12 protein-coding genes are annotated in these 14210 nt (G+C 67.5%); 7 read left to right on the top strand and 5 right to left on the bottom strand.

All coding sequences use genetic code 11. The annotated features are described in order from the left end of the window. Nucleotides 1-2: 2 nt before the first annotated feature. A complete protein-coding gene (locus N5D30_RS13405) occupies nucleotides 3-1016 on the bottom strand; it encodes an ABC transporter substrate-binding protein (protein ID WP_279909385.1) in 1014 nt (337 codons plus the stop codon). A 34-nt stretch (nucleotides 1017-1050) separates the two neighbouring features. Here N5D30_RS13405 and N5D30_RS13400 point away from each other — a divergent pair, with 34 nt between their 5' ends. After that, nucleotides 1051-1764 carry a Crp/Fnr family transcriptional regulator gene (locus tag N5D30_RS13400; RefSeq protein ID WP_279902005.1) on the top strand — a complete coding sequence of 238 codons (714 nt, stop codon included), beginning with the start codon at nucleotides 1051-1053 and terminating at the stop codon, nucleotides 1762-1764. Nucleotides 1765-1768: 4 nt separating this feature from the next. Here N5D30_RS13400 and N5D30_RS13395 read toward each other — a convergent pair whose 3' ends face one another. The 3 genes from N5D30_RS13395 to N5D30_RS13385 form a co-directional block, all read right to left on the bottom strand. Beyond that, nucleotides 1769-2209, bottom strand: a complete 441-nt coding sequence (locus tag N5D30_RS13395) for a hypothetical protein (RefSeq protein ID WP_279909384.1) — start codon at nucleotides 2207-2209, stop codon at nucleotides 1769-1771. 210 nt (nucleotides 2210-2419) lie between these two features. Beyond that, entirely contained in the window at nucleotides 2420-2875 is a 456-nt protein-coding gene (rnhA, locus tag N5D30_RS13390) for a ribonuclease HI (RefSeq protein ID WP_220815747.1), read from the bottom strand. A gap of 69 nt (nucleotides 2876-2944) precedes the next feature. Next, nucleotides 2945-3700 (bottom strand): methyltransferase domain-containing protein, encoded by a 756-nt coding sequence (locus tag N5D30_RS13385; protein WP_279902006.1) that lies wholly within the window; start codon nucleotides 3698-3700, stop codon nucleotides 2945-2947. A 207-nt stretch (nucleotides 3701-3907) separates the two neighbouring features. Between N5D30_RS13385 and gloB the strand changes: the two genes are divergently transcribed. Continuing rightward, nucleotides 3908-4690 (top strand): hydroxyacylglutathione hydrolase, encoded by a 783-nt coding sequence (gene gloB, locus N5D30_RS13380; protein WP_279909382.1) that lies wholly within the window; start codon nucleotides 3908-3910, stop codon nucleotides 4688-4690. 92 nt (nucleotides 4691-4782) lie between these two features. Beyond that, on the top strand, nucleotides 4783-6363 hold the full coding sequence (locus N5D30_RS13375) for a lytic transglycosylase domain-containing protein (protein WP_279909381.1): 1581 nt from the start codon (nucleotides 4783-4785) through the stop codon (nucleotides 6361-6363). Nucleotides 6364-6775: 412 nt separating this feature from the next. On the opposite strand, the gene N5D30_RS13370 is transcribed toward N5D30_RS13375, so the two are convergent. Beyond that, on the bottom strand, nucleotides 6776-8218 hold the full coding sequence (locus N5D30_RS13370) for an HDOD domain-containing protein (RefSeq protein ID WP_220815743.1): 1443 nt from the start codon (nucleotides 8216-8218) through the stop codon (nucleotides 6776-6778). 222 nt (nucleotides 8219-8440) lie between these two features. Between N5D30_RS13370 and N5D30_RS13365 the strand changes: the two genes are divergently transcribed. The 4 genes from N5D30_RS13365 to N5D30_RS13350 are packed head-to-tail and all read left to right on the top strand — an operon-like array spanning nucleotide 8441 to nucleotide 14210. Further along, nucleotides 8441-10270, top strand: a complete 1830-nt coding sequence (locus N5D30_RS13365) for an extracellular solute-binding protein (RefSeq protein ID WP_279909380.1) — start codon at nucleotides 8441-8443, stop codon at nucleotides 10268-10270. Continuing rightward, the gene (locus N5D30_RS13360) at nucleotides 10267-12102 is read left to right on the top strand and encodes an extracellular solute-binding protein (RefSeq protein ID WP_279909379.1); all 1836 of its coding nucleotides are present in this window, start codon (nucleotides 10267-10269) and stop codon (nucleotides 12100-12102) included. The genes N5D30_RS13365 and N5D30_RS13360 overlap by 4 nt, the downstream gene beginning before the upstream one ends. Further along, a complete protein-coding gene (locus N5D30_RS13355; protein WP_220815740.1) occupies nucleotides 12102-13187 on the top strand; it encodes a microcin C ABC transporter permease YejB in 1086 nt (361 codons plus the stop codon). Before N5D30_RS13360 ends, N5D30_RS13355 begins: the two co-directional genes overlap by 1 nt. 3 nt (nucleotides 13188-13190) lie before the next feature. Further along, nucleotides 13191-14210: an ABC transporter permease gene (locus N5D30_RS13350; protein WP_279902012.1), complete on the top strand. Its 1020-nt coding sequence runs from the start codon at nucleotides 13191-13193 to the stop codon at nucleotides 14208-14210.

Raw genomic sequence — 14210 nt, 5'->3', positions numbered from 1 at the left:
CGTCACGGCCCGTAGAAGCCGGCGGCCGGCATCGCGCCGCCGATGGCCTGGGGATGGCGCTCGGCGATCAGCCGGTAGAGCGCCTCCAGCGGCTCGCGGGCCTCGCTGGCGGTGCGGCTTTCCAGGCGGGTGACGCGGATGGACTGCTCGATGGCCGCAACCGGCAGGTGCGGCAGGTGGCGGTGGACCAGCTCCGCGCACTCGCGGGCCTGGGCACTGCACCAGCGCGCGGACTCGCCATAGGCGTCGACCACGGCGCGGGCCAGCTCGCGCCGGTCAGCCATCCGCGCGCTGGCCATCAGCCCGGCCTGGGGCAGTTCGGGCTGCGCGGGGAAGGATTGCTTCCAGGCGCTTTCCAGGCTCTGCACGCGGAACAGCGGCGCGCCCTTCTGCTGCTGGTTGCGCCACAGCAGCAGCGACACGGCGGGCTCCACCAGCAACGCGTGGTCGGCGCGGCCGGCCAGCAGCAGCGCCTGGGCGTCCTGGCCGTCGCGCACCGGGCGCAGGGTCAGGTCGCGTCCCGCCTGCAGGCCGTGGCTGAGCAGCAGTTCGTCGACCAGGATCGCCGGCAGGTCGCGCTGGAACGGCAGCGCCAGTTCCTTGCCCTTCAGGTCGGCGAAGCCCTGCACCGCCGGGTCGCGGCTGACCAGCCAGATGATGCCCCACACCGACACGTTGAGCAGGCGCACCGGCTGGCCGCGCCCGGCCATCAGCGCCGGCAGGTTGACCGGCGCCGCGCTGTAGTCGATCTCGTCGTTGGCCAGCAGCACGCGCAGCTGGTCCGGGTTCTGCCACAGACGGAATTCGACCCGCTGCGCATGCTCCTCCAGCGCCCCGCTCTCGACCATGTGCAGCAGCGGGAAGCTGACCACCGCGGCAGGACCGGCCAGGCGCAGGACCTCCTCCTTCGCGGCCACGGCGGGCGCGAGCGAGGCGGCGCATCCGGCCAGCCACAGGGAGACGAGCAGCCGGGCGGCACGTCGATTGAATGATTCGCGAATAAGTCTTATCTTCATTCGCGCATCATCACCGCCGGCACGCCAGCTACCAATGACAAATGTTAAGTCCCGGGCAGATTGCGGCGAATGCCGCCAGCTGCTGTCGTCAGTTCCCCTGTTCGCCGATCTGCCCGCCGAGCTGATGGCGGCCCTCACCGCCTCGGCCACCTGCCTGCGGGCCGAAGCCGGCGAACTGCTGTTCCGCGAGGGCGAGGCGGCCGAGCACTTCCTGCTGGTGCGCCAGGGCTGCGTGGAGATGATGCGTTTCACCAGCGAGGGCGAGGAGCGGGTCTTCCATCTGTTCCGCGACGGCCAGCTGATCGCCGAGGCCGCCATGTTCATGCCCCACGGCCGCTACCCGATGAACGCCCGCGCCCAGTGCGACAGCGCCTTCTACCGCCTGAGCCGGGCGGCGCTGCGCAAGGCCTGCGAGAGCCACCCGCCGCTGGCCATGCGCATGCTGGAAAGCCTCAGCCTGCGCCTGTACCGCCAGGTCAACGAAGTGGACTGGCTGACCGCCAGCTCGGCGTCCCAGCGCCTGGCCGCCTACCTGCTCGGCCTGCACCGGCGCCAGGGCGACAACCTCAGCCTGCCGATCAGCCAGCGCCAGCTCGCCACCCACCTGGGCATCCGCCCGGAATCGCTCAGCCGGCTGCTGTCCGACTGGCAGCAGGCCGGCCGGGTGCGCGGCCGCCTGCGCCAGTGGGTGCTGTGCGACCTGCCCTACCTGCAGCAGCTGGCGAGCGCCGCGACCCGCACCTTCTGAGCGGCTACCAGCTCAGCACGAACATCGCCTTGGCCAGGAACAGGATGCCGAGCATCTGCGCCAGCACGCTGAGGTGGATCAGTCGCGAGCGGGCCGGGGTCATGCGCCCGGTGCGCATCAGGAAGACCACGCCGAGGAAGTGGCCGAGGATGCTCAGGGCCAGGCAGATCTTCAGGGTCAGCAGGGTGCCGAAGCTGCTGGCGAAGGGCTGCGCCAGCGCGCTCCGGTAGTGCCAGGCCAGCCCCAGGCCGGCGCCGTACAGCGCCAGCACCACCCAGTGCATGACCTGGCGGGCGCGCTGACCCAGGGCCTTGGACAGCTGCTCGCGCGGCGCGGGCTCCAGGGTGCGGGCGGCGCGGCTGAGGATCATCACCTCGAAGAACACGCCGCCGATGAAACAGGCGGCCGCTGCCAGGTGGGTGAATTTCAGCAGCAGGTACAGCATGTTCTCTCCTCGGCGCCCCGGCGTGCGATGCCTATGTCGCAGCCATGATGCGGCCGGGCGGGATCGGCGCCATGACGGAGGTCAACGGAAGGGAAAGCGGTCGGGAGAGACCATGTCTCGATAACGTGCAGGCGGCGCAATCCTGCGTGTGCGGGGCGGCGATCCGGTTTCATTCGAGAATTTCGCGGCCAAGGCCGCTCCCACGGGAGGCTATGCGGACTTCATCGCCCGCACTTCGTCCACGCCGCGGTTGGCCAGCTGGTCGGCCTTCTCGTTGCCGGGGTGGCCGGTGTGGCCACGCACCCAGCGCCACTCGACCTGGTGGCGGTTGACCTGCTCGTCCAGCGCCTGCCACAGGTCGGCGTTCTTCACCGGCTCCTTGGTGGAGGTCTTCCAGCCGCGCTTCTTCCAGTTCGGCATCCACTCCTGGATACCCTTCATCACGTACTGCGAGTCGGTGACCAGACGCACCCGGCAGGGCCGGGTCAGGGCGATCAGCGCGCAGATCGCCGCCATCAGCTCCATGCGGTTGTTGGTGGTGTTGGGCTCGCCGCCCCACAGCTCCTTCTCCGCACCCTTGTAGATCAGCAGCGCGCCCCAGCCACCGGGACCGGGATTGCCCTTGCAGGCGCCATCGGTGTAGATCTCGACTATTTCTTCGCTCATCGAATGCTCTGCAGGTCTGTTGGCGTTTCAACGCGCAACTGGAAGGGCCGTGACAAGCGCCAACCGGCCCTATTCCTCGGAATCGCACCGGCTCACCTTGGCCACGGGCATCGGCACCAGCTTGCCCATGCTGGCGCGCTGCGGCGGGCGCAGCGGCCGCAGGCCGACCACCAGCTTGCGTGCCACCAGCAGGTAGAACCCTGCGCCAGGCGCGTGCATGCGCGCGCCCCAGCGCTCCAGTCCGGCCAGCCGCGCCTGCCAGGCCGGCGCGGAAAGCGGCGGACGATAGCACCCGAAGCGGCGTTTCTCCAGCGCGAAGCCCAGCAGGCTGAGCCAGTCCGCCAGGCGGCTGGGCGAGATGCAGCGGGCCTGGCGGAAGCCGTCGCGGGCGAAGTAGTGGCGCAGCCCCCAGGTACTCCAGGGGTTGACCCCGGTGATCAGCAGGTGGCCGCCGGGGCGCACGCTGCGCGCCGCCTCGCGCAGCAGGCCGTGGGGCGAGAGGCAGAAGTCCAGCCCGTGCTGCAGCACCACCACGTCGGCGGCGTGCTCGCCCAATGGCCAGGCCTGCTCCTCGCAGGCGATGTGCACGCCGGCCAGCGGCGCGCCCAGGCGTACGTTGCAGCGGATCTGCGGCGCGCTGGGCGGCTCGGCCTCGGCCGGGCCGTAGTGCACCAGATAGCCGCCGAAATAGCGCGCCAGCTCCTCGTCCAGCGCCTGCCGCTCCTCCATCAGCAGCAGCTCGCCGTGGGGCGAGGCCAGCCACTCGCGGGCGGCGCGGGTCAGTTGCAGCCAGTCGGCATCGGCCTGGGCGAAGGGTTCGCTCATCGCAGCCTCCATGAACGAGCAGGACGTAGATAACGATCTCGCAAGCCAGAGATGAACGATGGAGAACGTGGCCGAGGAAGCGCAGTTTACGAGTGATAAATGAACACTCCGAGGACGCTTTCTCCATCGTTTGGCCGACGCGCAGCAGATCGTGGCGGGTTGTTGCGCTTAAGATGCGCCATTGCTCCCCAAATGGCGACCCCGAACATGTACCGGATCGATGCCCTTCCCGCCTTCAGCGACAACTACATCTGGCTGCTGCAGGACGCCACCACCCGCCGCTGCGCCGTGGTCGACCCGGGCGATGCCCAGCCGGTGCTGGACTGGCTGGCCGCCCACCCGGACTGGCGGCTCGACGACATCCTCGTCACCCACCACCACCCCGACCACGTGGGCGGAGTGACCCGGCTCAAGGACGCCACTGGCGCCCGGGTATCTGGCCCCGCGCGGGAGAACATACCTTCCCGCGACGTGGCGCTCGACGACGGCGCGCGGATCGAGGTGCTCGGCCGCCACTTCGTCGTCCACGCGGTGCCCGGCCATACCCTGGGCCATATTGCCTACCACCAAGCCGAGGAAGGCTGGCTGTTTTCCGGCGACACCCTGTTCGCCGCCGGCTGCGGCCGCCTGTTCGAGGGCACGCCGCAGCAGATGAACGCGTCGCTGCGGCGCCTGGCCGCCCTGCCGGACGCCACCCGCGTCTACTGCGCCCACGAATACACCCTGAGCAACCTGCACTTCGCGCGTGCCGCGGAGCCGGGCAATACGGCCGTCGCGCAACGCTTCGAGGAAGTCAGCGCCTGGCGCGCGACCGGGCGGATCAGCCTGCCGTCGAACATCGGCCTGGAGAAGGCGACCAACCCCTTCCTGCGCTGCGGCGAAACATCCATTAAAGAAAAAATCGACGAGCGGGACGGCGCCCGGCAGCGTACGGAAGACGAGGTCTTCGCTGCGCTGCGCGGCTGGAAGGACCAGTTCAAGGTGACCTAGAGACCCGTCGGCGGGCTGGTGAAAACTTGACCACCCTGGGGGCCGTTTCTAGAATCCCTCCACTTTTTTGGGCCGACAGATACTAGATAACAATGTTTTTATTACCTTTCGGAACCCTTGATTCAACGGAACTGACGCGACGGGCAAGGGCTCTGGCGGTAATGGCATGCATGGGCCTGGCAGGCTGCCAGAGCACGGCCCCGGTCGAGCAGAGCCGCGATACCGACCCCGCTGTGACCCTGCAGCAGGAGCCCCAGTGGCTCGCCGAAGCGGTCGAGCCGGAAGTGCCCAAGGACATCTGGGTGCGGATGCGCGATGGCTTCGGGCTGCAGGACGAGATCGGCATCAACCCGCGCATCGAGAACCAGCGCCTGTGGTTCGTCAGCAACCCCTCCTTCCTGGAAAACGCCAGCACCCGCGGCAGCCTGTACATCCACTACGTGGTCGAGCGCCTGGAAGAGCGCAAGATGCCGATGGAGCTGGCCCTGCTCCCGGTGATCGAGAGCGCCTACAACCCCTACGCCTACTCGCGCAGCCACGCGGTCGGCCTGTGGCAGTTCATCCCCTCCACCGGCCGCCACTTCAACCTGCGCCAGACCAACTGGTACGACGGCCGTCGCGACATCACCGCCTCGACCAACGCGGCGCTGAGCTACCTCACCCGCCTGCACGACATGTTCAACGGCGACTGGCTGCTGGCACTGGCCGCCTACAACGCCGGCGAGGGCACCGTGAGCCGGGCCATCGAGCGCAACCAGAAGCTCGGCCTGCCGACCGACTACTGGAACCTGCCGCTGCCCAAGGAAACCCAGGACTACGTGCCCAAGCTGCTGGCCCTGTCACAGATCGTCATGTCGCCGGAGGCCTACGGCGTCGCCCTCAGCCCCATCGCCAACGAACCCTACTTCCAGCAGGTGGCGAGCAAGCCCGGGCTGGACCTGGCGCGGCTGGCGGCCATGGTCGACATGGAAGAGGACGAGCTGGAGAGCCTCAATCCGGCCTTCAAGAAAGGCATCACCATGGACGGCCCGCAGCACCTGCTGGTGCCCATCGACAAGGCCGAGCAGTTCAACGCCAGCCTCTCGCTGATGAAACCCCAGGAACTGGTGCAGTGGCAGGAATACCGGGTGCGCGCGGGCGACAACCTGCACAGCATCGCCAACCGCCACCACCTGACGGTGAACGCCCTGAAGGACGTCAACAAGCTGAGCGGCAACCACCTGCGGGTCGGCCAGGTCCTCACCATCCCGTCCGCGGGCGGGCGCGAGCCGGTGCGGGCGCTGCACGAGCAGGTGGCCAAGGCGCCGCCGCCCGCCAGCCATCCGCAGCGCTACAAGGTGAAGCGCGGCGACAACCTCTGGCAGATCGCCAATGCCCACGGCGTCTCGCTCAAGGACCTGCAGCGCTGGAACGGCCTGAACGCCGGCAGCAAGCTGAGCCTCGGCCAGATGCTGGACATCCGCGGCGGCTCGGGCGGCACCGGCAACTCGGTGGCCGCCGGCGGCAGCAAGGCTCGGCAGAACGTGACCTACTATCAGGTCAAGAGCGGCGACTCCATGTACCTGATCGCCCAGCGCTTCAAGGTCAACGTCGAGCACATCCAGCGCTGGAACCCGCGCAGCGACAGCCGCGCGCTCAAGCCGGGGCAGACCCTCACGCTGTACCTCGACTGACAACAAGGCCGCCCGAGGCTAATGCCTGTCAGTTAAGGCATTTTCCGCGCCATTGCCCCTGTGGGAGCGGACTTGTCCGCGAACGGGGCTGACAACAAAGCATCGCGGCCAATCGGGATGCCACCCAGCCGCTCCCACAAGAGCAGAATTGCGCCACCAACACGTAGCGGGTACATAGCCTTTTCGTTGGCTGCGTACCTGTTACGCGTTGCAGTGCAATCTTCTGGATTCCCGCCTGCGCGGGAATGACGGTTCTCGGAAGGGCTCCACTCCCACCTCGCCATCCCCGCGCAGGCGGGACAGCAGCTGTATCGCTGAACAGCGCTTGCGCTGGCCCGAAGGAATAATCCAGGCGCAGGCAGCTGCAGTGTTCGGCTAGAGGTCTTGGCCGCACGGGGACATAGCCCTGTCGTCAGCGCTTGCCCAACGCCTCCAGGCAGCGCACGGTCAGCTGGGCGAAGCGCTGGAAGGCGACGAACTGCTCGTGCTTCAGCGCCCGCCCGGAAACCCGGCAGTCCGCGTACAGCACGCCGATCTCGCGGCTGCCGGCCAGCAGCGGCGCGATGAAGAACATGCCCTGCCCCAGCTGCTGGCGCATCGGCAGGGTCACCAGCTCGGCCAGGTTGTAGCTGGCCGGCACCCCCATCCACAGCGCCTCGCGGTTGCGCAGCACGTAGCTGAAGATGTGCGGCTGCTCGACCTGGGACGCCGGCAGCTGGAAGTCGCTCAGCCAGCGCTCGGTGCCCTCGCCTATCGCCCGCTTGACCCGGAAACGGGTCTGGCCGTCGGCCAGCACCGCCAGCATCACCCGCTCCAGCCCGGCGCCCCGGTGCAGGCCCTTGAGCAGGGTGTCGAGGATCATGCCGACGTCGGCCTTGCTGCTGACCATCATGCCCAGGTCCTGCAGGGCCTGTTGCAACACCAGCTGGTCGGGCTGCAGCAGGCGCGCCTTGCGCTCCTGCTGCTGGAGGCGGATCTGCTCCGGATCGGTATCGGGAATCAGCCGGCACAGCTGGCCGGCACCGAAGGTGGTGGCCACCTCCACGGTCTCCCGGGCGCTTTCCAGCACCTGCCGCAGCGCGTCCTCGGGGCTGACGCCGGTGAACTCGGCCACCTGCTGCACCAGTTGCTCCATCTCCGGCGAGTCCCAGCCCTCCAGCGCCGCTTCGCTGATCTTCACGCCCAGGCCGATGGCGCGCACCGCCGGATCGTGCTGGTTGCCACCGCCATGGGCGAAAGCGGCCAGTTCGCCCAGGTTCCAGCTCCGCACCAGGCCCTGGGTCAGTTGACGGAAGCTGGTGCCAAGCACCTCCCGCACGGCCTCGTCCGGGTCCATGCCGGGCCGCTCCAGGGCGACGGCCAGCTCGTCAGCCTGGGCGCCGCCGCTGGCCCAGAACGCCAGTTCGCCCACCGTATGCAGCAGCGCGGCGATGAACACCTCCTCCTCGCTGCGGCTCAGCACGTAGCCGGCGATGTTGCGTGCCTGCACCGCGGCGTGGAAGGAGCGCGCCAGGAGCATCTGCAGCTGCTCGCGCGGCGCCTTCGCCAGCAGGCTGTCGATCAGGCACACCGACATGCCGATCAGGCGCACGTTGTCGAAGCCGATCAGCACAATGGCCCGGGAGATGGTGCGGATGCTTTCCTGGGAGGGGTTGTAGTAGGCGCTGTTACCGACCCGCAGCACCTTGGAGGTCAGCGAGGCGTCGCGCAGCAACACGTCGGCCAGTTGCTGCACCGAGGCCCGGTCGGCCTGGGACAGGCGATGCAGGTCCTGCACCACGGCGGCGAGCGCAGGCAGTTCCGCCTGGTTCAATCTGTCGATCCATGCCTGTAACCCGATACTGCGTTCCGCCAAGACAGCGACCTCGTTTCATCTCGTTCAAGTGTAGGCAAAATGATGGCACAAGCCGCGTGGAAGGTGCTCTTTTTCCAGCGGATACAAGCTGTTACTGTACCGGCAAACAATCGGTCGGCATGCCCGTGCAAATCGGCGATCATCCGCCGCCAACCGCAGCGAAAAACCAGCACCCTGCCTCTATATGCCGCCAGAAGCCCAATGGACCGGACTCCGCACCCGATGCGTCTCCTGCTCTCGCTGATCCTTGGCCTGGCCATGAGCTTCCCCGCCCTGGCGACCCTCAGCGAGAGCCATGGCTACGCCCAGTTCGGCATGCTCAAGTACCCGGCGAGCTTCACCCACTTCGATTGGGTCGACCCCGCTGCGCCCAAGGGCGGCACGCTGCGGATCATGGCCTATGGCACCTTCGACACCCTCAATCCCTACAGTTTCAAGGGCAGCAGTCCGTCGGCGGCGCCCAACTTCCTGCAATACGGGGTCAGCGAGTTCAACGAGCCGCTGATGGTGGGCACCGGCCCCTACGATCCCTCGGGCGACGAGCCGGCCTCCAGCTACGGCCTGATCGCCAAGAGCGTGGAATACAACGAGGACCGCAGCTGGGTGGTGTTCAACCTGCGCAAGGAAGCCCGCTTCCACGACGGCCAGCCGATCACCGCCTACGACGTGGCCTTCTCCTACCGCACCCTGGTCAGGGACGGTCATCCGCAGTACCGCACCAACCTGCAGGAAGTCAAAAGGGTCGACATCCTCGGCCGCCACCGCATCCGCTTCGTGTTCAAGCGCGCCGGCAACCCGCTGCTGATCCTGCGCCTGGGCGAACTGCCGGTGCTGGCCCAGCACTACTGGAAGAAGCGCGACTTCAAGGCCACCAGCTTCGACGTGCCGCTGGGCAGCGGGCCCTACCGCATCGTCCAGGTGGACCCCGGGCGGCGCCTGGTGTTCGAGCGGGTCAAGGACTGGTGGGGGGCGAAGCTGGCGGTCAACCGCGGCAAGTACAACTTCGACCGGGTCGAGGTGGAGTTCTACCGCGACAGCAACGTGGCCTTCGAGGCGTTCAAGGCCGGCGAATTCGACTTCTACATCGAGCACCAGGCGAAGAACTGGGCCAACGGCTACCGCTTCCCGGCCATCGCCCGCGGCGACGTGATCCGCGCCGAAATCCCGCACCAGATCCCCACCCAGACCCAGGCGCTGTTCATGAACAGCCGCCGCGACATCTTCGCCCAGCGCAAGGTGCGCGAGGCGCTGGGCCTGATGTTCGACTTCGAGTGGACCAACCGCGCCCTGTTCAACAGCGCCTACAAGCGCAGCACCAGCTACTACCCGAACAGCGAGTTCTCCGCCACCGGCAAGCCGGAGGGCGGCGAGTGGCTAGTGCTCTCGCCCTACCGCAAGCAACTGCCGGCCAAGCTGTTCACCGAGCCCTTCGCCCTGCCCGCCACCGACGGTCGCGGCATCCCTCGGGAGACCCTGCGCCGCGCCCTGGGTCTGCTCGCCGAGGCCGGCTGGAAACCTTCCGGCCAGCGCCTGGTCAACGCCAAGGGCCAGCCCCTGCGCTTCGAGATACTGCTGGTCAACCCCAACCTGGAACGCATCCTCCAGCCCTACACCGAGAACCTGGCCAGCATCGGCATCCGCGCCAGCCTGCGCACCGTGGACCGGGCCCAGTACAAGCAGCGCCTCGACCAGTTCGACTACGACATGATCCTCATGACCCTGCCGCAGAACCTCAGCCCCGGCCTGGAGCAGTGGCAGTACTTCCACTCCAGCCAGGCCGGCGTCAAGGGCAGCAGGAACTACGCGGGCGTGCGCCACCCGGTGGTCGACGCCCTGCTCGACAAGCTACTAGCCGCCCAGACCCGCGAAGAACAGGTCTCGGCCGCCCGCGCGCTGGACCGGGTCCTGCTCTGGCAGCACTACAGCATTCCCAACTGGTACATCAATCACCATCGTCTGGCGTACCGCAACCGGTTCGCCTTCGTCACCACCCCGCCCTACACCCTCGGGCTGCGGGCCTGGTGGCTGAAGCCCACGGAGACCGTTCGATGAGCCCCACCCTGCGCACCCTCGGCGCCGCCGCCCTGCTGGTCCTGGCCGGCGCCGCCCAGGCCGAACCCAGGCACGCCCTCACCCTGTACGGCGAGCCGCCGAAGTACCCGGCGGACTTCAAGCACTTCGATTACGTCAACCCGGAGGCGCCCAAGGGCGGCCTGCTGCGGCAGCGCGGGATCGGCGGCTTCGACAGCTTCAACCCCTACATTCCCAAGGGTAACCCGGTGGATGTGGAGCCGCTGATCTACGACAGCCTCACCTACCACTCGCCGGACGAACCCTTCACCGAGTACGGCCTGCTGGCCGAGAAGATCGACAAGGCCGAGGACAACAGCTACGTCCGCTTCTTCCTCAACCCCAAGGCGCGCTTCCACGACGGCCAGCCGGTGACCGCCGAGGACGTCATCTTCACCTTCAATACCCTGGTCGAGAAAGGCGACCCCATGTACCGCCACTACTACGCGGACGTGGACAAGGTGGTGGCCGAGGACAAGCTGACCGTACGCTTCGACTTCAAGCACAAGGACAACCGCGAGCTGCCGCTGATCCTCGGCCAGATCCATGTGCTGCCCAAGCACTGGTGGGCCGACCGGGACTTCTCCAGAGGCGGCCTGGAGCCGCCGCTGGGCAGCGGCCCCTATCGCATCGGCAAGGTCTCGCCGGGCAGCCGCGTCGAGTTCGAGCGGGTCAAGGACTGGTGGGGCCAGGACCTGCCGGTGAGCCGCGGCCTGTACAACTTCGACCGCATCCGCGTCGACTACTACCGCGACACCCAGGTGGCCCTGGAGGGCTTCAAGGCCGGGCAGTTCGACGTCAACCTGGAGTATTCGGCCAAGGACTGGAACACCGGCTACGACTCCCCGGCCCTGCGCGCCGGCCGCTTCGTGATGGCGGCCATCCCCAACCACAACCCCGCCGGCATGCAGGGCTACGTGTTCAACCTGCGCCGGCCGATGTTCCAGGATCGCCGCGTGCGCGAGGCCATCGCCCAGCTGTTCGACTTCGAGTGGGCCAGCAAGCAACTGTTCTACGGCGCCTACAAGCGCACCGGCAGCTACTTCGCCAACTCCGAGATGGCGGCCACCGGCCTGCCCGACGAGGCCGAACTGAAGATTCTGGAGCCGCTGCGCGACAAGCTGCCGCCGGAGGTCTTCACCCAGGAGTTCAAGCCGCCGGTCAGCGACGGCAGCGGCATCATCCGCGAACAGAGCCGGCGCGCCTTCCAGCTGCTCACCGAGGCCGGCTACCGCATCGAGGACGACAAGATGATCGGCCCGGACGGCAAGCAGCTGGCCTTCGAATTCATCAACTTCCAGCCCAACCTGGAGCGGGTGATCCTGCCGTTCAAGCGCAACCTGGCGGAACTGGGCATCGACCTGCAGATCCGCCGGGTCGACACCTCCCAGTACATCAACCGTCTGCGCTCGCGGGACTTCGACATGACCTCGGCGATCTGGCCCCAGTCCAACTCGCCGGGCAACGAGCAGCGCGAGTTCTGGCACTCCGCCAGCGCCGACAACCCCGGCAGCCGCAACCTGATGGGCCTGCGCGACCCGGCCATCGACCAGCTGGTGGACGGCCTGATCCGCGCCGACTCGCGGCAAGCGCTGATCAGCCACGCCCGCGCGCTGGATCGCGCCCTGCTCTGGGGCCACTATGTAGTGCCTAACTACTATGTGGACACTTGGCGCGTGGCCTACTGGAAGCGCTTCGGCCGCCCGGCGGTGACCCCGCTCTACGACTACGGCCTGATGACCTGGTGGGAAGAGGCGCCGGCGGCCCCACCACGCAGCAAGCCCGCCAAGACCACCGAGCAGGAAGCCCCTTGATGCTGGCCTATATCGTCCGCCGCCTGCTGCTGATCATCCCCACCCTGCTCGGCATCCTGCTGATCAACTTCATCATCGTCCAGGCGGCTCCGGGCGGCCCGGTAGAGCAGATGATCGCCAAGCTGGAAGGCTTCGACGCCGCCTCGGGCGGCGCCACCGGCCGCGTTTCCGGCGGTGGCGGCGAGGTCGCGGTGGCCGGCTCCAACTACCGTGGCGCCCAGGGCCTCGACCCCGAGCTGATCGCCGAGATCGAGAAGATGTACGGCTTCGACAAGTCGGCTCCCGAGCGCTTCTGGCTGATGATCAAGAGCTACGCCCAGCTGGACTTCGGCGAGAGCTTCTTCCGCGACGCCACGGTGATCGACCTGATCCTGGAAAAGATGCCCGTGTCCATTTCCCTGGGCCTGTGGAGCACCCTGATCACCTACCTCGTCTCCATCCCCCTGGGCATCGCCAAGGCCACCCGCCACGGCAGCGCCTTCGACGTCTGGACCAGCTCGGCGATCATCGTCGGCTATGCCATCCCCTCGTTCTTGTTCGCCATCCTGCTGATCGTGCTGTTCGCCGGCGGCAGCTACTGGGACTGGTTCCCCTTGCGCGGGCTGACCTCCGGCAACTTCGACGAACTCAGCCTGGGCGGCAAGATTCTCGACTACTTCTGGCACCTGGCCCTGCCGGTGACGGCCCTGGTGATCGGCAACTTCGCCACCCTCACCCTGCTGACCAAGAACAGCTTCCTCGACGAGATCGGCAAGCAGTACGTGGTCACCGCCCGCGCCAAGGGCCTGACCGACCGGCGCGTGCTCTACGGCCACGTGTTCCGCAACGCCATGCTGATCGTGGTCGCCGGCTTCCCGGCCGCCTTCCTCGGCATCTTCTTCGCCGGCTCGATGCTGATCGAGGTGATCTTCTCCCTCGATGGCCTCGGCCTGCTGGGCTTCGAGTCCATCGTCAACCGCGACTACCCGGTGGTGTTCGGCACCCTGTTCATCTTTTCCCTGTTCGGCCTGCTGGCCAAGCTGGTGAGCGACCTGATGTACACGCTGATCGATCCGCGCATCGACTTCGAAAGCCGGGAGAACTGATCGATGAAGCTCTCTCCCCTCAATCGACGCCGCTTCGCCCTGTTCAAGGCCCACAAGCGCGGCTGGTGGTCGCTCTGGCTGTTCCTCGTCCTGTTCGTGCTCAGCCTGGGCGCGGAGCTGATCGCCAACGACAAACCGCTGGCCGTGCGCTACGACGGCGAGTGGTACTTCCCGGTGCTCAAGCGCTACCCGGAGACCGCCTTCGGCGGCGAGTTCCCGCTGCAAGCCAACTACAAGAGCCCCTACATCCAGGAACTGATCGCGGCGAAGGACGGCTGGATGGTCTGGCCGCCGATCCCGTTCAGCTACTCCAGCATCAACTACGAACTGCAGGTGCCGGCCCCCGCGCCGCCCTCGGCGCAGAACTGGCTGGGCACCGACGACCAGGGCCGCGACGTGCTCGCGCGGGTGATCTACGGCTTCCGCGTGTCGGTGCTGTTCGCCCTGGCGCTGACCCTGGCCAGCGCGCTCATCGGCGTGCTGGCCGGCGCCCTGCAGGGCTACTACGGCGGCTGGGTCGACCTGGCCGGGCAGCGCTTCCTGGAAGTCTGGTCGGGCCTGCCGGTGCTCTACCTGCTGATCATCCTGGCCAGCTTCGTGCAGCCCAACTTCTGGTGGCTGCTGGGCATCATGCTGCTGTTCTCGTGGATGAGCCTGGTTGATGTGGTGCGCGCCGAGTTCCTCCGCGGCCGCAACCTGGAGTACGTGCGCGCGGCCCGCGCCCTGGGTATGGGCAACGGCGGCATCATGTTCCACCACATCCTGCCCAACGCCATGGTCTCGACCATGACCTTCATGCCCTTCATCCTCACCGGCGCCATCGGCACCCTGACCTCGCTGGACTTCCTCGGCTTCGGCCTGCCGGCCGGCGAACCCTCGCTGGGCGAGCTGGTGGCCCAGGGCAAGGCCAACCTGCAGGCGCCGTGGCTCGGCATCAGCGCGTTCGCCGTGCTGGCCCTGATGCTCAGCCTGCTGGTGTTCATCGGCGAAGCCGCCCGCGATGCCTTCGACCCGAGGAAATGA

The organism is Pseudomonas sp. GD03875 (assembly GCF_029840585.1).
In the GTDB taxonomy this organism is placed as follows: domain Bacteria; phylum Pseudomonadota; class Gammaproteobacteria; order Pseudomonadales; family Pseudomonadaceae; genus Aquipseudomonas; species Aquipseudomonas paralcaligenes.
This window is presented reverse-complemented; position numbering and strand designations above follow the sequence as displayed.